The organism is Nitrospina sp. P1_D6 (genome assembly GCF_052156615.1).
Taxonomy (GTDB): domain Bacteria; phylum Nitrospinota; class Nitrospinia; order Nitrospinales; family Nitrospinaceae; genus Nitrospina.
This window is the reverse complement of record NZ_JBQKUN010000001.1, coordinates 417,472-436,507: the sequence shown is the minus strand read 5'-3', so window position 1 is coordinate 436,507 and position 19,036 is coordinate 417,472. Positions and strand designations below refer to the sequence as shown.

18 protein-coding genes are annotated in these 19,036 nt (G+C 55.2%); 7 read left to right on the top strand and 11 right to left on the bottom strand.

Features of this window, described 5'->3' with window-relative positions; all coding sequences use genetic code 11:
• Positions 1-289: 289 nt before the first annotated feature.
• From fliK to ACTRXA_RS02020, 3 genes are all read left to right on the top strand, one after another.
• Complete coding sequence (gene fliK, locus ACTRXA_RS02030) at positions 290-1,123, top strand: flagellar hook-length control protein FliK (protein WP_442425536.1); 834 nt, start codon at positions 290-292, stop codon at positions 1,121-1,123.
• The gene (locus tag ACTRXA_RS02025) at positions 1,120-1,410 is read left to right on the top strand and encodes an EscU/YscU/HrcU family type III secretion system export apparatus switch protein (RefSeq protein ID WP_442425535.1); all 291 of its coding nucleotides are present in this window, start codon (positions 1,120-1,122) and stop codon (positions 1,408-1,410) included. The genes fliK and ACTRXA_RS02025 overlap by 4 nt, the downstream gene beginning before the upstream one ends.
• Positions 1,411-1,649: 239 nt before the next feature.
• On the top strand, positions 1,650-3,824 hold the full coding sequence (locus ACTRXA_RS02020; RefSeq protein WP_442425534.1) for a LysM peptidoglycan-binding domain-containing protein: 2,175 nt from the start codon (positions 1,650-1,652) through the stop codon (positions 3,822-3,824).
• 15 nt (positions 3,825-3,839) lie between these two features.
• Here the strand turns inward: ACTRXA_RS02020 and ACTRXA_RS02015 are convergent, their stop codons facing one another.
• The 3 genes from ACTRXA_RS02015 to ACTRXA_RS02005 form a co-directional block, all read right to left on the bottom strand.
• Positions 3,840-4,613 carry a M14 family metallopeptidase gene (locus ACTRXA_RS02015; protein WP_442425533.1) on the bottom strand — a complete coding sequence of 258 codons (774 nt, stop codon included), beginning with the start codon at positions 4,611-4,613 and terminating at the stop codon, positions 3,840-3,842.
• Between the two features lie 5 nt (positions 4,614-4,618).
• On the bottom strand, positions 4,619-5,272 hold the full coding sequence (gene nth / locus ACTRXA_RS02010) for an endonuclease III (RefSeq protein WP_442425532.1): 654 nt from the start codon (positions 5,270-5,272) through the stop codon (positions 4,619-4,621).
• 68 nt (positions 5,273-5,340) lie between these two features.
• Entirely contained in the window at positions 5,341-6,102 is a 762-nt protein-coding gene (locus tag ACTRXA_RS02005) for a formylglycine-generating enzyme family protein (RefSeq protein ID WP_442425531.1), read from the bottom strand.
• Between the two features lie 157 nt (positions 6,103-6,259).
• Between ACTRXA_RS02005 and ACTRXA_RS02000 the strand changes: the two genes are divergently transcribed.
• Entirely contained in the window at positions 6,260-7,309 is a 1,050-nt protein-coding gene (locus ACTRXA_RS02000; RefSeq protein ID WP_442425530.1) for a FlgT C-terminal domain-containing protein, read from the top strand.
• On the opposite strand, the gene carB is transcribed toward ACTRXA_RS02000, so the two are convergent.
• The 6 genes from carB to pyrR are packed head-to-tail and all read right to left on the bottom strand — an operon-like array spanning position 7,303 to position 15,327.
• Entirely contained in the window at positions 7,303-10,557 is a 3,255-nt protein-coding gene (carB, locus tag ACTRXA_RS01995; RefSeq protein ID WP_442425529.1) for a carbamoyl-phosphate synthase large subunit, read from the bottom strand. The two genes, ACTRXA_RS02000 and carB, sit on opposite strands and share 7 nt — an antisense overlap.
• Positions 10,557-11,429 (bottom strand): hypothetical protein, encoded by an 873-nt coding sequence (locus tag ACTRXA_RS01990; protein WP_442425528.1) that lies wholly within the window; start codon positions 11,427-11,429, stop codon positions 10,557-10,559. Before ACTRXA_RS01990 ends, carB begins: the two co-directional genes overlap by 1 nt.
• Positions 11,426-12,553, bottom strand: coding sequence for a glutamine-hydrolyzing carbamoyl-phosphate synthase small subunit (gene carA / locus ACTRXA_RS01985; protein ID WP_442425527.1), 1,128 nt, complete (start codon positions 12,551-12,553; stop codon positions 11,426-11,428). Before carA ends, ACTRXA_RS01990 begins: the two co-directional genes overlap by 4 nt.
• Positions 12,554-12,574: 21 nt before the next feature.
• The gene (locus ACTRXA_RS01980; RefSeq protein ID WP_442425526.1) at positions 12,575-13,867 is read right to left on the bottom strand and encodes a dihydroorotase; all 1,293 of its coding nucleotides are present in this window, start codon (positions 13,865-13,867) and stop codon (positions 12,575-12,577) included.
• Positions 13,851-14,789, bottom strand: coding sequence for an aspartate carbamoyltransferase catalytic subunit (locus ACTRXA_RS01975; RefSeq protein ID WP_442425525.1), 939 nt, complete (start codon positions 14,787-14,789; stop codon positions 13,851-13,853). The genes ACTRXA_RS01980 and ACTRXA_RS01975 overlap by 17 nt, the downstream gene beginning before the upstream one ends.
• A 4-nt stretch (positions 14,790-14,793) precedes the next feature.
• Entirely contained in the window at positions 14,794-15,327 is a 534-nt protein-coding gene (pyrR, locus tag ACTRXA_RS01970; protein ID WP_005010416.1) for a bifunctional pyr operon transcriptional regulator/uracil phosphoribosyltransferase PyrR, read from the bottom strand.
• Between the two features lie 219 nt (positions 15,328-15,546).
• Between pyrR and ACTRXA_RS01965 the strand changes: the two genes are divergently transcribed.
• Positions 15,547-16,149 (top strand): cob(I)yrinic acid a,c-diamide adenosyltransferase, encoded by a 603-nt coding sequence (locus ACTRXA_RS01965; RefSeq protein WP_442425524.1) that lies wholly within the window; start codon positions 15,547-15,549, stop codon positions 16,147-16,149.
• A 6-nt stretch (positions 16,150-16,155) separates the two neighbouring features.
• On the opposite strand, the gene ACTRXA_RS01960 is transcribed toward ACTRXA_RS01965, so the two are convergent.
• Together ACTRXA_RS01960 and ACTRXA_RS01955 are read right to left on the bottom strand one after the other, a co-directional pair.
• Positions 16,156-16,452: a 2Fe-2S iron-sulfur cluster-binding protein gene (locus ACTRXA_RS01960; RefSeq protein ID WP_442425523.1), complete on the bottom strand. Its 297-nt coding sequence runs from the start codon at positions 16,450-16,452 to the stop codon at positions 16,156-16,158.
• Between the two features lie 102 nt (positions 16,453-16,554).
• Positions 16,555-17,463: a DnaJ C-terminal domain-containing protein gene (locus ACTRXA_RS01955; RefSeq protein ID WP_442425522.1), complete on the bottom strand. Its 909-nt coding sequence runs from the start codon at positions 17,461-17,463 to the stop codon at positions 16,555-16,557.
• Positions 17,464-17,562: 99 nt separating this feature from the next.
• Between ACTRXA_RS01955 and ACTRXA_RS01950 the strand changes: the two genes are divergently transcribed.
• Together ACTRXA_RS01950 and ACTRXA_RS01945 are read left to right on the top strand one after the other, a co-directional pair.
• Entirely contained in the window at positions 17,563-18,384 is an 822-nt protein-coding gene (locus ACTRXA_RS01950; protein WP_442425521.1) for a tetratricopeptide repeat protein, read from the top strand.
• On the top strand, positions 18,371-19,027 hold the full coding sequence (locus ACTRXA_RS01945) for a TlpA family protein disulfide reductase (RefSeq protein ID WP_442425520.1): 657 nt from the start codon (positions 18,371-18,373) through the stop codon (positions 19,025-19,027). The genes ACTRXA_RS01950 and ACTRXA_RS01945 overlap by 14 nt, the downstream gene beginning before the upstream one ends.
• Positions 19,028-19,036: the final 9 nt, after the last annotated feature.

Here is a 19,036-nt window from a genome sequence, read left to right as displayed (position 1 = left end):
AAGGGCATCTGTGGAACCGGTTTTTTCCCGGCAAGACCTCAACCGGTTGCAAATAGATCCGCGCGGCCGGACGGTATTGCACGCGGTCCGTCCACAGGATGCGGGGACCCTGGTTGTCAAAACCCAGGGTCGGGAGGAGGCGGCAATCAAAATTCCAAACCCTTATTTATTCCGGCCCGGTGACCCAGTGGTGGTGGCTCCCCGGAAGGTCCAGGGCGGATATGGGCTGGAGGCCCGCTCCGCAGACCAGGTGATCCGCCCGGTCACTCCTTCTCTTTTAAAACCTCTCATGACAACACAACAACCCATCGACGAGATGGTCTCGACTCTCAAGCAGGCTGTCGATCAACCAGCCCTGTTGAGGGAATCGAAAATCGACCCGGAACTTCTGAGCAAACTGCGGGATACTCTGCGCCTGCTTTCACCTTCGTCTGAAAATAAACTGGAGGCCCCGCGCATGCAGGAGATGGTGGATCGATCGGGAATCCAGTATGAAACCAAAGTGCGGAACCTGCTTTTGCAGGAAGGAGGAAGCGACCGCTTTCAACGCCTGCAGTTTGACTTGAAAGGTCAATTGATGGACCTGGCGACGCGGCTGGAGGAGGCCACGCAGAAAACCGGGGCTCCCTTGCGGCAGTTGCAGGAGGTTCTCCAGGCGGTTCACCGTTCTGTACAGAGCATTGAGTTTCACCAGTTGTCGAACCAGTTTGCAAAGCAGGAGCAGATTCCCCAGCTGTTGCCCTTGCCGCAATCGTTGTTTGAGGGTGGGTCACAACTAAAAATTTATGTGCGGCGCGACTGGGAAGGAGATTCGCAAAACTCCAATCCTGAAAACAAGTCATTCAACATGGTGTTCTTCCTCGACATGACCGCGCTTGGTCCTTTGAGAGTGGATACCAATGTGCGGCCCGAAGCCCTGTCGGTTTCCATCGAAACGGAAAATCCGGGTGTGAAAACATTCCTGGAAAACCATCTCCTGGACCTGAAAACCCGCATGCAGGAACTGGGATTTGCTGTTCGCATTTCCACTACCCTGAAGGAACAGGTGGACCGGGACCTGCCGGATCATTTGACCCAGTGGGTGATCCAGGAACCCACCCGGCTGGTGGACATCGAGACATGAACGACGAATCCCCCAAAAAGCCCAAAAGCGCTGTTTCGCTTCGCTACGATGGCACCCGGGAAACCGCCCCGGTGGTCACCGCGAAAGGGCAAGGCCTTATAGCAGAACGAATTATAGAACTTGCACGGGAACACAACATCCCCATAAAAGAAGATCCCGACCTCGTGCAGGTCCTTTCCCAGGTGAACCTGAACCAGGAAATCCCACCGGCCATTTATCAAGTCGTTGCGGAGTTGCTGGCATTTGTTTACAAAATGAACCAGGAGTACCAGCCTCCCTCCAAATGATTCGTGCGAGCCCCTGATTCTATCGGATCGTAGAAAGGAAAGGGGCCCAGAAACCCTTGTATTTACTTGGAATCGCGCTTGACCCCCCGTCACCTTTTTGTTATCTTTAAAAAACAATCATTTAGGCTGATCTGGCCTACGCGTTCGTGAAAAATCCGGGAGGGGCGATTCACTTTCTTTCCGACAACGACTCCATACTCGATTCTTCGGACTTTTTTTGAGGGGAAAGGTTCGGTTCCGTGCGATTGAAACAACTCCTGATTGCGTTCGTGCTGTGTCTGGTCAGCCTGACTGCCTCGCCTGTTTGGGCGACGTTTCCAGGTGAGTTCCACGAGCAGAAGGAATTCAACTTCACCGTTCCGGTGGGGTTGGAAACGCAGGTCAGTTTCTGGAAGGCCATTTACAGCAAGTACACCACCCGCCAAGTAGTCATTCACGACGATGAAGACCTGAGCATCATCTACCATGTGGTTGAATTGGGAGACAACAAATCCAACCGCTATCGCCGACGGGAAGTCCGAAAGGCCATCAACAAGTACAAAACCATCCTTCACAAACTGGCCCGGCTCAGCAATTTCAACAACCTGAGTTACGAAGAAGATCGTGTAGCACGCCTGGTGAAGAAGGACTTCTACCAGGCTGCGCGTCGCATCCGCGACCAGCTGGGGCAGGCCGACCGTTTTGAAGACGGCATCCGTCGGGCTGGACGATACATGCCGGAGATCAAAAGAATCTTCAAGGAAGTGGGGGTCCCGGTTCAGTTGTCGGCTTTGCCGCATGTTGAATCTTCCTTCCAGGTCCACGCGTACTCCAGTGCCGGCGCAGCGGGTGTGTGGCAGTTCACACGAAGTACGGGACGCCGGTTCATGAGCATCAATTACGAGGTGGACGAGCGTAAAGATCCCATCCTTGCCGCTTATGCCGCGGCGAAACTGCTCAAATACAATTACGAATCCATCGGAAGCTGGCCTTTGGCCATCACCGCCTACAACCACGGGTTGCGCGGAATGACCCGTGCCAAGAAAAGGCATGGGGACGACATTGTTAAAATTGTGCGGAACTACAAAAGCCGTACCTTTGGATTTGCTTCCCGCAATTTCTTCGCAGAATTCCTGGCAGCCTTGGAAGTGAGCAGCAATCCCAACCTGTATTTCCCCAATCATGTCAGAGAAAAACCAATTAGCTACAGTACGGTGCAACTCCGGGACTACGTGAATATTTCCACCCTGGAAAAATACCTGGGGATGGACCGGGAGGAGATTGCGTTTTACAACCCGGCCCTGCGTCGCCCGGTGATCACGGGTAAAAAGCACGTCCCCAAGCACTACGTATTGAAGGCTCCTGCAGACAGGTATCCAAACCTTGCCGGCCTGTACGAAGATATCCCGGAAGCACTGAAACACAATAAGCAGATGCGGTCCCGCTGGTACAAAGTTCAATGGGGGGACACTCTCATCAGTATTGCCAACCGTCTGGGAACGACGGTTTCCAAACTGAAAGAACTGAACGTCATTGGTCACCGCAACCGGATTTATCGGGGGCAGGTTCTTGAAATTCCCGGCTGGAGTGATGAAAAGGTAAAAGTCACCGAAATCAAAACCGACTGGAACCAGTATGACTTCAAGGTAGGCGATACGTTTCTGTACCGGGTTAAACGGCGCGACACACTGACTCGTATCGCGAAAAAACACGGCGTTCATGTAGGCGTTCTGGCGAAGATCAACAACCTCACAAACCCGCATGCCCTGCGGGTTGGCCAGAGGGTTAAGGTGCCGAAAGATCCAAACATGATCGAGGCCAAACTGGTTGCAAAAAAGCCGGAAACGGTCAAGGAAGAAAAGCTGGAGGTGACGGTTAAGCAGGTCGCAGTGAAGCCGCAGGTCTCCACAAAAAATGAAACGAAAGAGGGCGATACGGTTCTGGCCAGCACGGTCGTTCAGGAGTTCAATACCGACCGGCCGGCATTTCGCCCAATGCGTTTCATACCCCGGATGGAAGGGGAATACCCCATTGGTATCGCCAAGGTGGACTTCGATGAAACCTTAAGCCATTTTGCAGACTGGGCCCGCATCTCGATTCGAGAACTGCGCCGGCTCAATAACCTTCGATGGAGAAGTCGGATTCATATCAATCAGACCATCAAGGTTCCTTTCCGCCGCGTGACACCGGAAGAATTTGAAACCAAGCGGCAGGAGTACCACAAGGCAATCCAGGAAGATTTCTACACCACTTACAAGGTCGAAAAGGTTCTGGTGCGGAAGTTGAAAAAAGGGGATACCTTGTGGGAACTTTGCAACAACGAGTACGTGATTCCGCTTTGGCTCCTGGGTTATTACAACCCTGGAAAAGACCTCAATTCCCTCCACATTGGCGAGGATATCAAAATTCCTCTCATCGCCGAAATCAAGGCCTGATCCCGCTGATTGTTTTTATCGCGGAATCCGGGAAAACTCCCGTAAAGCCACCTCTATGCCCGTGAGGTGAGCTTCTATTCGTTGTTCCAAGGGGAAGCGGCCCGCTGTCTCCATGGTGAACATATGACGGCATCCCCGGACGTATGCGTAAATGGCCATGGGCCAGAAATCCATTTCCTCCGGACCCTTGAGCCGCGCAAGCAAACCCCGGTCAGCAGGCGACTCTTCAATCTCCTCGCTCTCATCGAGAGGCATCACGAGTTCCACTGCATCCAGAATCCTCCGTCCCAGGTCGGACACAAAATTTTCCTGATCTTTCTGGTACAGGTAGTATCCGGCGCTATCGACGTCTTCATGAAGCTCGAGATCAAGATCAAACGGCCCGTTGGCAAATACGGACTTCACACACGCCACCTCCAGGGGTGGATGGTCCGATTGAAAAACCCGGTTCAAGTCCTCTCCCGCATGATTTTCCCGGGTACCTGCTTCGAAGCCGGTTGGATTGATACACGGTATGACCTGGAATTCCCACTCAGCCAGATAAGGTTCGTAAAGTCTGCTTTCAAGAAATGTGCAGACTGCCTCCACCCCCGCGGGTTCGTCCCCGTGAATTCCGGCTGAGATCAAAACCGTTTTACCGCCTCGCGTGCCGAAGGTGATTTTCAATAAGGGGTAGGAGACGTTTCCGGCCTCCAGCGTGCCCAGTGTGTCGATTATCGAACCGGCGGGCGCTGCGGCCCGCACCCTGTCCACCACCTGTTGATGAGAGTTTGGCGTATTGAAATTCATTTATTTTATTTAACGGTTTCTTCAGCCAAAAAACGTTTATCTGAAAATTCGCATTCCTGGACAATGACGCAATCGGAACAGTTGTAGTTTTTTGCCTTGCACACGTATCGGCCCTGCATGATGAGGTAACGATGGGCATTCGGTTTCCACTTTTTTGGAACAATTTCCAAAAGCCTGGTTTCCGCTTCCACCGTGTTTTTGCTGGGAGCAAGGCCGGTCCGGTTGGAAAGGCGGAACACATGCGTGTCAACGGCAATGGTAGGATGGCCGAAGCCTTCGTTCAACACCACGTTTGCCGTTTTGCGGCCCACACCGGGCAGGCTTTCCAGAGCTTCCCGGTTTTCGGGTACTTCACCGTCGAATTTTTCCAGAAGAATCTTACAGGTCTTAAGGATGTTCTTCGCCTTGGTCGGAGCCAGGCCGATACGGCGGATGTGTTTGAGCAGACCCTTCTCACCCGCTTTCAGCATGGCTGAGGGCGTGGGATATTGGGGAAACAGGGTGGCCGTTGCGGCGTTGACGGAGACGTCCGTTGCCTGGGCGCTCAGGATAACCGCCACCAGCAATTGGAAACGGGTTTCATACTCCAGTTCCGATTTCGCTTTGGGAAAGCGACGACTCAATTTAAGGAACAAGGTGTTTGCGGTTTTGCGGTCCAAAGTCTAAAAGAAAAAAGAAAGGTTTAGGGCCCCTTTCCCCAAAAAAGATCCTCCAGATTTACAGAAGGTCAGGGCGAGGGGGTGAGGGTGAGGTCCCGGGCACAGCGCACACCCACAAGAAAATGATAGGTGCCGTCCGAATCTCCCCGGTAACGGACCGTAACACGGATGTTTTCAGGATCGTCCACCCAGGAGCCCCCACGAATCACGCGCCAGCTCTGGCGTTCCTGAGGACCCTGCGGATTGTCCCGCGGGCTGACCTCGTAATAATGGTCGGAATACCAGTCGCTCACCCATTCCCACACACTTCCCAGCATGTCGTGAACACCAAAGGCATTCGCCTTCCGGGTGCCGACGGGATGCGGTTTGCGCACCGAATTGAGGTCGTACCAGACATAATCGCCGTCTATCTCCGGCCCCCAGGGGTAATCGTCCACACCACCGGCTCGGGCGGCATACTCCCATTCCGCCTCGGTGGGCAGGCGTTTTCCCCGCAGGGAACAGTACTCCTGCGCCTCTTTGAATTTGACGTGCTCGACAGGCAGATTGTCGCCGGGGAAATAGGATGGATTTTTGCCCATGGTCTCCACATATTCCTTCTGCGTGGCCTCATGCTTGTCGAGGTAAAATGAGTCTATGCAAACTTGGTGAACCGGCCGCTCACGGCCGTTTTTGCGTCCCACTTCGTATTCGTACACGTTATTGGTTCCCATCATGAAGCACCCGGTGGGGATTTTCACCATGCCCTCCGGCGGGTTTTCGGCAAGAACGGGGGTCACGAATATAAAGAAAGTGGAAAACAGAACGATAAGAATAAAGAGCTTTTTCATGCGGTGTATTTTACTTTGGGTTCGAAAGTTGTCAAGCCAAGGAAATATCTGAATTTACTGTCATCCAGGGTATTGTAGAACCGGAGCCGGTGGAACCCCGGACACAGGAGTTGCGATGCAGTTTCTTAAACCAGTTTTCCAAACAGTATTTGCCTTCATGGCAATGGGCCTCGCGTTTCTGACCGAGGCGGAGGCGTATTATCTCAAGAAAATCACGGTTGTGCCTGTGAAAAATGAATCCGGGTGGACCGGGGAATTTGATCCGGGCTCCCTGATCACCGATATCCTGGTCAAGAAGGTCGAAAAATCCCGCTTGATGGTCGTTTCATCGGGGTCAGGAAAAGGTTATGGCCTCAATCCCGACGTCAACGGCAATGAAATGTTCCTTAAAGGAACCTCTCAACTGATTTTGCGTGCACGCATACTGCGGTTCGAACCGGGGAAGAGGCCGCCACCCCGGCCCCGTCTTTCATTTGAAAAACCCGCCAAGCCGGTGCCGGACAAGAAACTGAGCGCTCTTGCGCAACTGGAGGTGGAATTAATAAACGGGTTCACTGGAAGGTCGTTCTGGAAACAGGATTATGTATACCGTTCCTTGAACGGGGATCTGGCGTTGGGAGAAACTCCTGCATCCCTTGATCCTTTACAGGGAGATTTCTATCGCACGGCTATGGGACAGGTTTTGGACCACACCACAAACCAGATTCTGGAGCGAGTTCTCACCTTCGCAAATAACCAAATGCTGGAAGGTCAAATCGTCGCCCTGAATGGAAAAGAAAACGATCAACGGGTGTTTCTGAACATCGGCAGACACAACGGTGTGAAGGTGGGTGACACGTTTCAGGTATTTCGGGTCTCCTCAGAATATAGGGACCCGTTGAATGATGAAGATTTGGGCCATTGGTACCACAAGATCGGAGCCATCCGCATCGCGGACGTACAACCCGGTTTTGCCGTGGGTGTCGTGCGGGCGGGGGAAAATTTCGTCCAGGGTCACATTGTGCGGGCCGCGAAACTGAATCCCTTCCCATACTGGAAAAAGAAAAAACGAGTGAGGGCGGTGACTCGAAAGGAAAGGGAATTACAAAAGGCTGCTGACAAGGAAAAACCGCCGTTTGAGTCCCCGATTCGGGAAGTCCCGCATTTTACCGATAAGGTGACGCAGTTCAATCTGCTGGATATTGTTCATTGGACCCTGGCTTATTGACTCCGCTGTTTCTGGTTCTGCCAGTACTCCTGCAACGAGCACACATCCAAAGAAGATTCGCGGATTGCTTTCAACGCCCCGACCAGGGCGTACGCTCCGGAAAGTGTGGTGAAGTAAGGCAGGTTTTTGGCCAGCGAGGCCCGGCGCAGGGAGAAGGAATCCTTCACTTCCTGTTCTCCAAAGGTGGTGTTGATCACAAAATCGACCTCTCCGTCCTGAATCGCATCCACAATATGCGGTGACCCTTCTTTCACTTTCCTAATGGTTGTCACCTCGAATCCACGGTCCTGCAAATACTTCGCGGTTCCCTTCGTGGCCAGCAGGCGATAGCCCTGTTCGGCCAGCCGTTTGACCACTTCCACCGTCGCTGGCTTGTCGGCATCCTTGACACTGACGAAAACCGTTCCCTCGAGAGGAAGGGGCGTCCCTGTCGCAATCTGGGACTTGGCAAATGCCTTGCCGAAACTCGCATCGAGACCCATCACTTCCCCCGTCGATTTCATCTCCGGTCCCAGCAGGACATCCACCTCCTGAAATTTGATAAATGGGAATACAGACTCCTTCACCGCGATATGCGGCACCACCGGCTCCTCGGTGAATTTCAGTTCTGCCAGCGATTTGCCCGCCATCACCCGTGCCGCCAGTTTGGCCAGCGGAATGCCGATGGCCTTGCTGACAAAGGGAACGGTGCGCGAGGCGCGCGGGTTGACCTCCAGCACATAGATGTCTTTATCCTTGATGGCGAACTGGATATTGAGGAGGCCGATGACCCCCAGCTCACGGGCCAACGCTTTGGTTTGGATTATGATTTCTTCGATGATCTCCGTCTGAATGGAAAACGGGGGCAGGGAGCAGGCGCTGTCGCCGGAATGAATCCCCGCTTCCTCGATGTGTTCCATGACCCCACCGATGACCACATCTGTTCCGTCGGAGATGGCATCGACATCCACTTCGGTGGCATTTTCAAGAAAATCGTCGATGAGGATGGGGTGCTCAGGGGAAGCCTTGACGGCGTGCTTCATGTAGCGGTCCAGGGATTGCTGCGTGTACACGATTTCCATGGCCCGTCCTCCCAGCACATACGACGGGCGCACCACCACCGGGTAGCCGATGTCGTCGGCAATCTTTTTTGCCTCGGCAAACGAGGTTGCGGTGCCGTTATTCGGTTGCTTGAGGCCCAGTTTGTCGAGAACGGCCTTGAAGCGCTCGCGGTCTTCCGCACGGTCGATGTTGTCCGGACTGGTGCCGATGATAGGAACCCCCGCCTCCCACAAAGACACGGACAGTTTCAACGGGGTCTGTCCGCCGAACTGAACGATGACGCCGTCCGGTTTTTCCACCCGAACGATGTGCATGACGTCTTCGAAGGTCAGAGGTTCGAAGTACAGGCGGTCGGAAGTGTCGTAATCGGTGCTCACGGTCTCCGGATTGCAGTTGACCATGATGGTTTCGTATCCATCTTCTTTCAGTGCGAAGGCGGCATGAACACAGCAATAGTCAAATTCGATGCCCTGGCCGATGCGGTTGGGCCCGCCCCCCAGGATCATGATCTTTTTCCGGTCGGTGGGGTTGGCCTCGCATTCCTCCTCATAAGTGGAATAGAGGTAGGGGGTGTGTGCTTCGAATTCGGCACCGCAGGTATCGACGCGCTTGTATACGGGAAAGAGGTTGAATTCCTTACGTCGGGTTGAGATATCAGCTTCTTTGCACCTCAACAGCCTTGCCAGGTAGAGGTCGGAGAACCCGTATTGCTTGGCCTGCCGCAAGGTCGGTTCGTCCAGCGCGTCACAGTCATCAAGGCGCTGAAGGGATTTCTCGAATTCGATGATTTCGTTCATGTTGTGGAGGAACCAGGGATCGATGCCGGTCAACCCGTAAATTTCATCGATGGAAAGACCACGGCGAAGCGCCGCCGCAACGTGCCACAGTCGGTCCCAGTGCGGCAGGACCAGCATCTTTTTCAATTCCTCGTGATCCTCGATGGGCTGGTGCTGGACCTCCTGCTTCGATTCGAAGTTTTCTTCAAGTCCACAAATCCCGATTTCCAGAGAACGCAAAGCTTTCTGCAGAGCTTCTTTGAAAGTGCGGCCGATCGACATGGCTTCGCCCACCGATTTCATTTGTGTGGTGAGCAGGGGAGGGGTCTTGAAAAATTTCTCAAACGTGAAACGGGGAACCTTCACCACGCAGTAGTCGAGAGTCGGCTCGAACGACGCGGGTGTTTCCCGGGTGATGTCATTCTGGATTTCATCCAGTGTGTAACCGACCGCCAGTTTCGCCGCGATTTTGGCTATGGGAAATCCGGTTGCTTTCGACGCCAGTGCGGAACTGCGCGACACGCGGGGATTCATCTCGATCACGATCATCTCGCCGGTCTTCGGGTCGATGGAAAACTGGATGTTGGAACCTCCGGTTTCGACGCCGATCTCACGGATGATGTCGATGGCGGCATTGCGCATGATCTGGTATTCCTTGTCCGTCAAGGTCTGCGCCGGAGCGACGGTGATGCTGTCCCCGGTATGAATCCCCATCGGATCAAAGTTCTCGATGGAACAGACGATCACCACGTTGTCGCGGATGTCGCGCATGACCTCGAGTTCGTATTCCTTCCAGCCGATAAGCGATTTTTCAATCAGCACGGTGTGCGTGGGGCTGGCGTACAACCCACGTTTCACCAACGTTTCGAATTCCGCCTCTGTCTCCGCCACGCCGCCACCGGAGCCGCCCAGTGTGAACGAGGGACGGATGATGGCGGGAAACCCGGTACCTTTCACGATGTCCCACGCCTCCTGTATGGACGTGGCAAAACCGCTGGGTGCAGACTGCAAACCGATTTTCTCCATCGCCTGCTTGAACAGGCTGCGGTCCTCGGCCTTGTTGATGGTCTGCACGTTGGCTCCGATCATCTCCACATCGTACCGGTCCAGAACCCCGCGCTCCGCCGCCGCCAGCGCGGTGTTGAGTCCCGTCTGCCCACCCATGGTGGGAAGCAGGGCGTCGGGACGCTCTCTTGCAATGATGCGCTCGACCACGTCCGGCGTCACGGGCTCAATATAAGTCCGATGCGTGAATTCGCGATCGGTCATGATCGTGGCCGGGTTGCTGTTGAGCAGGATGACCTCGTAGCCTTCTTCCTTGAGCGCTTTGCAGGCCTGGGTGCCGGAATAGTCGAATTCGCAGGCCTGCCCGATAATGATGGGCCCGGCCCCGATGATCATGATTCGTTTCAGGTCGGTTCGTTTTGGCATCAGTCGCGGTAAATATCCCTCACGTCCACGTTGTGGTAGCGCTCCCACTTGAGGCTCATGTAGGCAAGTTGTTTGATGAGTGAAAGCCGCCGGGCTCGATGACCAATGCGGATTTTGTTTGTTTCCAAATCATCCATCCTGTTCTGGAGTTCGTAAAACCGGATCTCCAACTGGAGTTTCTCTGCATTGAGACTTTCAACTTTTTGGCCCAGCTTCTCTTTTTTCTTTTCCGCTTCGGTGCGATCCCGTTTGAGAGAAAGGTTTTCTATTTTTCGCGTAAAGCTGTCGATATCCTTCTTTAGCGAACCCCACTCCTTATTCATTTTTTTAAGAGTTTTATGGTCCTGCTTCTCTTCCGCAATAACGGGCTTCACTTTGGACAGGATGTATTTGTACGTGGCCCGGGGATGATGACAGAAGTTTTCTGTAAAAAAATACTTTGTGCGGAAGGGAAGGAGTCGCGCTTCGAACACATCCTCCTTGTTGAAAAACAGTTTTCCTTCATCCTCCTTCACCACCAGTTTTTCATCTTCAAACAGATCGCGCACCACCACATGTCCGTTTCCCGACTTTTTCATCAGGAACAAGCTGTGGCGGCTTTCTTTCAATCCCTCGCACAACTCCTTTTCTTCTCCGGAAAACCCTTCCGAGCGGTTCTCCATGAACCTGTGCAATGGAGTTTCACTGCCGTTGATCGGACGGTCGAACAAAAACCATTCCAGGAACAAACCCATGCGTGCTTCATACGATTTGTCGTCCTCGAAAATTTCACCCGACATGGCCTGATATTCTTTCTTGGCCTGGTATATCTCGTCCATCGAGTGCGACTGGGTGATGTCCTCGATCAATTTATTGAGTGTTTCCCGGATCATGAAGCCTGTTTCATCATTTTTACGAACCGTTCAAAAAGATGGGAGGAATCCTGCGGGCCCGGGGCGGCTTCCGGATGGTACTGCACCGAAAACACGGGAAGGGTTTTATGACGGATGCCTTCGACGGTCCGGTCATTGAGATTGAGGGAGATGATCTCGACATCGGGTTGTGTGGTCGCGGCGTCCACCGCAAACCCGTGGTTCTGTGAGGTGATCTCCACCTTTTTTGTTTCCGAATCCATGATCGGCTGGTTCCCGCCGTGATGACCGAAGCGCAGTTTATAAGTACTCCCACCAAGGGCTAGATTCAAAATCTGGTGCCCCAGGCAGATTCCGAAGATCGGCACTTTGCCGATGAGCGACCGTACGGTGTCGATGGCATAAGTTACCGCCGCCGGGTCACCCGGACCATTGCTCAAAAACACGCCGTCAGGCTGGAGCTTCAAAATTTCCTCCGCCGTTGTGGTGGCGGGCACAACCGTCACGCGACACCCGCTTTGCGTTAGCCGGCGCAGGATGTTGTACTTGATCCCAAGATCCATCGCCACAACGAAATAGGCCGTCGCTCCGGCCTTGCGTTCGAAGCGGGTGTACCCTTTGCGCAAGTCCCAGTCGCCTTCCTCCCAGATGTACGGTTGCTCGCATGTCACTTCTTTAACCAGGTCGCGTCCAACCATCTGCGGTGCCCGTTTTGCTTTCTCAACCAGCAACTGCGGATTCGATACATCGTTCGAAATCACCGCCCTCTGCGCGCCTTTATCGCGGATATGCCGGGTGAGGGCGCGCGTGTCGAGTCCCTGGAGACCCACCACTCCGTGCCGTTTCAAAAATGCGTCCAGCGTTTCGGTCGACCGCCAGTTGCTGGGAATGCCGCTCAATTCCTTTATGATGAAGGCGGACAGGTACGGTCGTTCCGATTCATAGTCTTCCGGATTGACACCGTAGTTGCCGATCAGCGGATAGGTCATCACCACCATCTGGCCGCAATAGGAGGGATCGGTCAAAACCTCCTGGTATCCTGCCATGCTGGTGTTGAACACCACTTCCGCCGCGACTTCCTTTTCCGCGCCGAACATCCTGCCGCGAAAAAATCGTCCATCTTCCAATGCGAGAATCGCTTCCATTAATGAGAAACCCTTATGCGGTCAAGATGGATTGGAGTAAACCATCTTGCCGCGGTAGATGGTGTGCCGGACCTGGCCCTTCACCTGCCAGCCGTGAAAAGGGGAGTTTTTGCTTTTGGATTTGAACTTCATCACGTCCACCGTGTACTCCGCGTCGGGATCAAAGATGGTGATGTCCGCATCCCTGCCTTCACTCAAAGTTCCCTTGTCGAGACGGAACACCTCCGCAGGCCGGGAGGTCAGCTTCTCCACCACCTGCGGCAGGGTGAGGACTTTTTCCTCGACCAGCCTGAGGCTCAGGGGCAGGGCGGTTTCCAGTCCCACCACGCCGAAGCAGGCATTCGAGTACTCCACCTGCTTGTCCACCACGTCATGCGGGGCGTGGTCGGTGGCGATCATGTCGATGGTGCCGTCGGCCAGGCCTTCCTTGATGCGCTCGATATCGCGGTCGGAGCGCAACGGCGGGCTCATTTTTGTGTTGGTGTCGTAGCCGCGCACGGCGGTATCCGTCAGCATGAAATGATGGGGCGCCACTTCGGTGGTGACAGGCAAACCCTGTTTCTTGGCCTGCCGGACCAGTTCCACCGAATTGCCGCTGCTTATGTGCGCGACGTGGAGGCGTCCTCCGGTTTTCTCCAGCAGGGCGATGTCGCGATAAACCATAATGTCCTCCGCCTCGTGCGGCATGCCGCCCAACCCCAGTTCGGTGGAGACGGCGCCTTCGTGCATGCAGCCGCCTTTCGTGAGATCCAGGATTTCGCTGTGCTGGATGAGGAGCAGGTCGCACATGCGGCTGTATTCGAATGCCCGTCGCATGAGCTGATTGCTCATCACCGGCCGGCCATCGTCGGATAAAGCCACCGCTCCCGCGTCCTTCAGGTCCTTCATGTCCGTCAATTCCTCGCCCTTGAGTCCTTTGGTGATGGCGCCGATGGGCAGGGCGTTGATGATGGCGCTGGACCGCGCCTGCGCCAGCATGAACTCGGTGACCGACCGCGTGTCGTTGACGGGATCGGTATTGGGCATCATGGCGACGGTGGTGAATCCCCCGGCGGCCGCGGATTCGCATCCCGTCTGGATCGTTTCCTTGTACTCGAATCCCGGTTCCCGGAAATGCACGTGCATGTCGAGGAATCCCGGTGTGACCACACAGCCTTTGGCGTCGATTTCTTTCGCGCCGTCAGTCTCCGCTTTCGAGAGTTTTCCCTGCGGTGCGACCTTCAGAATCCGGCCTTTTTCCACCAGCACGTCGAACTGTCCGTCGCGATCGTTGGCGGGATCGATCACCCGTCCGTTTTTAATGAGCAGTTTCATCGCCGCCTCCCAGCAAAAGAAACATGAGCGCCATGCGCACGGCGACTCCATTGTTGACCTGGTGGAGAATGACCGAATGGCGGCTTTCCATGACATCGAGGGCGATTTCCACGCCGCGGTTGACGGGACCGGGGTGCATGATCAATACATCCTTTCTGGCTTTTTTCAGTTTGTCCTGCGTCAGGCAGAACAGGCTCGCGTATTCACGTATGCTGGAGAACAGGTGCTGTTTTTGCCGTTCCATCTGAATGCGAAGCATCATGATGACGTCGGCATCCTCCACCGCATCGGCGAGGTTGTACGACATCCGCACGCCCAGCTTCTCGATGCCCACCGGCATCATGGTGGGCGGGCCCACCAGCGTCACGTTCATACCGCATTTCTTCATGGCGTGGATGTTCGACCGCGCCACACGGCTGTGGGCGATGTCACCGACGATGAGCACATTCAGTCCGTCCAGTTTCTTCACCCGTTGGCGGATGGTGAGCAGGTCCAACAGCGCCTGCGACGGGTGCTCGTGCTGGCCGTCCCCGGCGTTGATCACCGGCGTCTTGATGTGCGACGCGATCATGTGCGGCACGCCCGACTCCGAATGGCGCACGACCAGAAGGTCCGGGCTCATCGCTTCGAGATTGTAGGCCGTGTCGAGAAGGCTCTCTCCCTTCACCGTACTGCTGGTGGAGCCGGAGATGTTGATGACGTCGGCGCTCATGCGCTTTCCCGCGATCTCAAACGACGTACGGGTGCGCGTGCTGGGCTCGAAAAACAGGTTGATGACGGTGCGGCCGCGCAGGGTGGGGACTTTCTTGATCGGGCGCGTGGAGACTTCGCGGAACGATTCCGCCGTATCGAGGATCAGGTGAATGTCCTCCTGTGTCAGCGATTCGGTTCCCAGAATGTCCCTGCAACTCAATCCCGTCATCGCATCATTCCTTGTTCTGGACCACGACGCGGTCTTTGCCGTCGATTTCCTTCAGTTCCACCTGCACCCGCATTTCGCGCGAGGTGGGGATGTTCTTGCCGACGAAATCGGGGCGGAACGGCAGTTCGCGGTGACCGCGGTCGATCAGAACCGCCAGTTGCACCATCGCCGGGCGCCCGAAATCCATGATGCCGTCGATGGCGGCGCGGATGGTGCGTCCCGTAAACAGGACATCGTCGCACAACACGATCTTGCGACCCTCCAGCGAAAAGTCGATGGCGGTCTTTTTCAATTCCGGTTTCTGTTTGGCGGCGCCAATGTCATCCCGGTAAAGGGTGATATCCAGGATGCCCAGGTCCAGTTTGGCCTTTTCGATCTCCTGGATTTTGGCCTGCAGGCGCTCGGCAAAGGTCACGCCCCGGGTCCGGATGCCCACCAGCGCGAGGTTATCCAAGCCCTTGTTCTTTTCCAGGATTTCGTGGGCGATGCGGGTGATGGCCCGCTGGATATCGTCGGAGTTGAGGACCGTGGACGTCATCGGTCCCCCTTTGCCGGTTGCGGGCAAAAAAAATCCCCCGCGGGTGTGTGCACCTTCGGAGGAGTCATGTCATGTGAGGATACTCTATCTATCATTCCGGATCCCTTGACAATCTCACAGGACTGCCTTAAAGAGGTCTATACGTTGTCTGAATATATCCACTGTGCGGAAGCAAGTCAAGGGGATTTGCTTTACGAACAATAAAGAAAGGACCTCGCATTGGTTCGCATTTCCAAAGTTTATACGAAACAAGGGGACAAGGGAGAGACGTCGCTGGTCGGAGGGGTGCGCGTGCAGAAAGACCATCCCCGGGTGCAGGCCTACGGAACGGTCGATGAACTCAACAGCCTGGTGGGGCTGGTGCGAAGCACGCTGGATCAAATTCCTGCGGAAGCAGAACGGGAACGGGTGGACCAGACCCTGGCTGCCATCCAGCAATGGCTGTTCGATCTGGGGAGTGAACTCGCGACCGATCCGAAGACGAGCAGGAAGATGGACATCGGCGTCAAGGCGGAGCAGGTGGCGTGGATGGAGTCCTGGATGGATACGATGAACCGGGACCTCGATCCGCTCAAAAGCTTCACTCTGCCCGGTGGACGCCTGCCACTGGCGTTTCTGCACCAGTGCCGCACCGTGTGCCGCCGGGCGGAGCGGGAAATCATCACGCTCTCCCGTCAGGAGGAAATCGGGCCCCAGGTGGGCCCCTTCATCAACCGCCTGTCCGATTCCTTTTATGTGCTGGGACGCTGGCTGGCGAAAGTCTCCGGAGACGATGAGATTCTGTGGAAACCGGGAGGGGGGACGGCTCCCGAATGGAAATGAGTCTGTTTACTTGGCGCGGTTGCCCTTCCAGGTGAGGGTCACATCGCCTTTCCTGACTTTTACCTGGCACCCCAGGCGCATGCCTTCCTCAAGGTCTTCCTCGTATAAATAGTCCTTTTCTTCTTCCGTTATCTTCGACAGATTTTCCCGTCCTTCGACCACCGTCAATTCGCACACCCCGCAGGTGCCCTCGGTGCAACCAAAGGACAGCGAGACCTCCACTTCCTCACATATATCGATCAAAGACATGCCGTCCTCGCATTCGTGCGTGACGTTGTCCGGTTGAAATACCACTTTTGCCATACCAACACTCCCTGACCAGATTGAATCCGAATGAGATAAAGAGAAATGGGGGACACCGCGCAGGGCGGCACCGCTAACCAAAACTATTGTTATTTATTAATACTATAGGCCTACTTCTTTCATTTTTTGGATGAGCTCTTTTTGTTCCTCGGTGAGCTCCTTGGGCAGGGCCACTTTGACTTTCACCAGCTGGTCGCCGCGCTTGCCGTTGGCGCGCACGCCCAGTTCTTTCAGCCGCAATTTGGAATTGGGCTGGGTGCCTGCGGGCACTTTCACCTGCTTGGTGCCTTCCAGCGTAGGGACTTCGATGGTGGTGCCCAGAAGGGCGTCACTCAGACCGATCGTCTGCTCGACGAGGATATTGTCCCCCTCCCGCGTGAACAGGGGATGGGGCTGAACGTGAACGCGGAAATACAGGTCGCCGGGAGGTCCGCCGTTCATGCCGGGATGACCTTTGCCGCTCAGGCGAAGTTTTTTGCCCTCTGAGATGCCTGCTGGAATCTTCAGATTGGTATCCTCGCGGCCGGTAGGCCGGTCCACGGAGAACCGCTTTTCCGCTCCCAGGGCGGCTTCTTCGAACGTGATGGTGATGTCACTCAGCATGTCCGCGCCCTTGTTGCGCCGGGGGTGACGCCCCATGCCCGGGCCGAACGGGTCGGGGTACCCTCCACCCTGTCCACCGAAAAACTGGCCGAAACCGCCGCCATATCCCGGTGACCCGCCAAAGCCGAAATTGCGCAGGATCTCGTCCAGGTCGAAATCGCGGAATATGTCCTCCTGCGAATAGCGCTGGCGGAACCCTTCCGCACCGTAGGCGTCGTATTTCTTGCGCTTGTCCTTGTCGCTCAGAACGGCGTAAGCCTCACTGATTTCCTTGAAGCGGTTTTCGGCTTCCGAATCGTTCTTGTTGCGGTCGGGGTGGTACTTCAGGGCAAGCTTCCGGTACGCCTTTTTGATGTCGTCCTGGGAAGCGCCGCGCTCCACGCCCAATATGTTGTAGTAGCTTTTCATGTAGCTAAGTGCTTGATTTATAGGTGGTTCTAATCTAAACTGGCTGTTGTCGCCAATATTATACTCATTAATGTAATGAAACGCCTTTTTAAAATAGCAATGCTGGTATTGGTTTTTTTTATCGGGGCTTGCGCGCATGCCGTGCCGGTACCGGCTCCGGAAGAGGCCCAGGTGCCGCCTCCACCGCCCATCGACCCGGCGGAAATGCACATCTGGACTCCGCCCAGCGAGGAAGAACTGGCCGCCCGTCACCGACGTCAGCAGGTGCTGGACGCGATGAGTTCCGATCTGGAAAAGCTGTTCATGGGATACGCCCACACGCTGGGGGAGGAAATCATCCTGGAAAACCTGGTTTCTTTCCAAACCCCGCAGTACCACCAGTGGAACGAGGGATTCACCGAAAACCTGGAAAGCATCGACGCCATTCACCAAAGCAACGTGGATGAACTGCAAAAGTCCGGTGAAGCGGTGTCCCTGCTTGAGGAGCAGTTGGAAGCCATCCGCAAACAACGCGAGGCACGCCGGTTTCGCCTCGATGAATACCAGATGGCCATCCGCCTGTTCCGCGACGCGCGCTATTCAGAAAGCATCACCGTGTTCAACCGGGTGCTGGCCACCGAGTTCCCTCCCAACCTGCACGACAACATCCTGTTCGGGTTGGGCTCCAACTACTACCGCCTGCGCCAGTATGAAAAGGCGAAATCCTATTTTGATCCCATCGTGGAAAAACACCCCTCCACCGACAAATGGCTGGTGGCCCACGCGATGCTCGGCATGATATACAATCTCGAAGGGCAGAAAAGCCGCGCGCTGTGGATCCTGCAGAAAGCGCTGGATGAAAAACCCACGGGCGAACTGCTGTCCATCCTGCAAAACCTTGTCCTCATCACCCAGGGAAAGAAACCCGATGTCGCAAGTTAATCAACCCGCGCCCAACCTCGACGTGGCCGAGTGGGTGCAGGGCGAAGCCTCCAATATCGACCGGGAACGCGGCAACGTGATCCTCGTCATGGTGTTCCAGGTCAACTGTCCCGGCTGTTTCGTCGGTGGATTTCCGGAAGTCCTCGAAGTGCATCATAAATTTCAGGGGCGGCCGTTGAAGATCTGGGGACTGGCCACGGCTTTCGAGGATTACCGGTTCAACAACCTGGAAAACCTGAAAAAACTCGCGCATACAGGGGAAGTGGTGGGCGAGACGCTGGCCTGCCTGCAGAACAGCAGCATGTTGCAGAACGGCCGGCTGGCTTTTTCCATTCCCTTTCCACTGGCCTGGGACCGGCTGGTGAAACGCGAAGGCGGGGCGACGCCGGAGGAGATCGAAGCCTTTCTCGCACGCGACTTTCCCGGGTACCAGGACATGCCGGGTTACACCCTGAACGCGGTCAAGACGCAGATCAAACAATATTTGGATAAAAAGGAATACGACGCCAGGACCTTCGACCAGTACGGACTGCGCGGCACGCCGTCCACGATCCTGATTGACAAACAGGGCATCCTCAGGCACAAACTGTTTGGATCAGGCTTGAATCTGAGTGACCTCATCGAGCCGTTGCTGAACGAATAACCGGGAGGC

Excerpts from the sequence above, each read along its gene's own strand:
- carB (WP_442425529.1), bottom strand. The coding sequence starts at position 10,557 with ATGCCAAAACGAACCGACCTGAAACGAATCATGATCATCGGGGCCGGG.
- ACTRXA_RS01975 (WP_442425525.1), bottom strand. The coding sequence starts at position 14,789 with ATGACGGGATTGAGTTGCAGGGACATTCTGGGAACCGAATCGCTGACA.
- ACTRXA_RS01980 (WP_442425526.1), bottom strand. The coding sequence starts at position 13,867 with ATGAAACTGCTCATTAAAAACGGACGGGTGATCGATCCCGCCAACGAT.
- ACTRXA_RS01955 (WP_442425522.1), bottom strand. The coding sequence starts at position 17,463 with ATGAAAAGCTACTACAACATATTGGGCGTGGAGCGCGGCGCTTCCCAG.
- fliK (WP_442425536.1), top strand. The coding sequence starts at position 290 with ATGACAACACAACAACCCATCGACGAGATGGTCTCGACTCTCAAGCAG.
- pyrR (WP_005010416.1), bottom strand. The coding sequence starts at position 15,327 with ATGACGTCCACGGTCCTCAACTCCGACGATATCCAGCGGGCCATCACC.
- ACTRXA_RS01945 (WP_442425520.1), top strand. The coding sequence starts at position 18,371 with ATGTCGCAAGTTAATCAACCCGCGCCCAACCTCGACGTGGCCGAGTGG.
- ACTRXA_RS01990 (WP_442425528.1), bottom strand. The coding sequence starts at position 11,429 with ATGATCCGGGAAACACTCAATAAATTGATCGAGGACATCACCCAGTCG.
- ACTRXA_RS02000 (WP_442425530.1), top strand. The coding sequence starts at position 6,260 with ATGGCAATGGGCCTCGCGTTTCTGACCGAGGCGGAGGCGTATTATCTC.
- ACTRXA_RS01950 (WP_442425521.1), top strand. The coding sequence starts at position 17,563 with ATGCTGGTATTGGTTTTTTTTATCGGGGCTTGCGCGCATGCCGTGCCG.
- ACTRXA_RS02005 (WP_442425531.1), bottom strand. The coding sequence starts at position 6,102 with ATGAAAAAGCTCTTTATTCTTATCGTTCTGTTTTCCACTTTCTTTATA.
- carA (WP_442425527.1), bottom strand. The coding sequence starts at position 12,553 with ATGGAAGCGATTCTCGCATTGGAAGATGGACGATTTTTTCGCGGCAGG.
- ACTRXA_RS01960 (WP_442425523.1), bottom strand. The coding sequence starts at position 16,452 with ATGGCAAAAGTGGTATTTCAACCGGACAACGTCACGCACGAATGCGAG.
- ACTRXA_RS02025 (WP_442425535.1), top strand. The coding sequence starts at position 1,120 with ATGAACGACGAATCCCCCAAAAAGCCCAAAAGCGCTGTTTCGCTTCGC.
- ACTRXA_RS02015 (WP_442425533.1), bottom strand. The coding sequence starts at position 4,613 with ATGAATTTCAATACGCCAAACTCTCATCAACAGGTGGTGGACAGGGTG.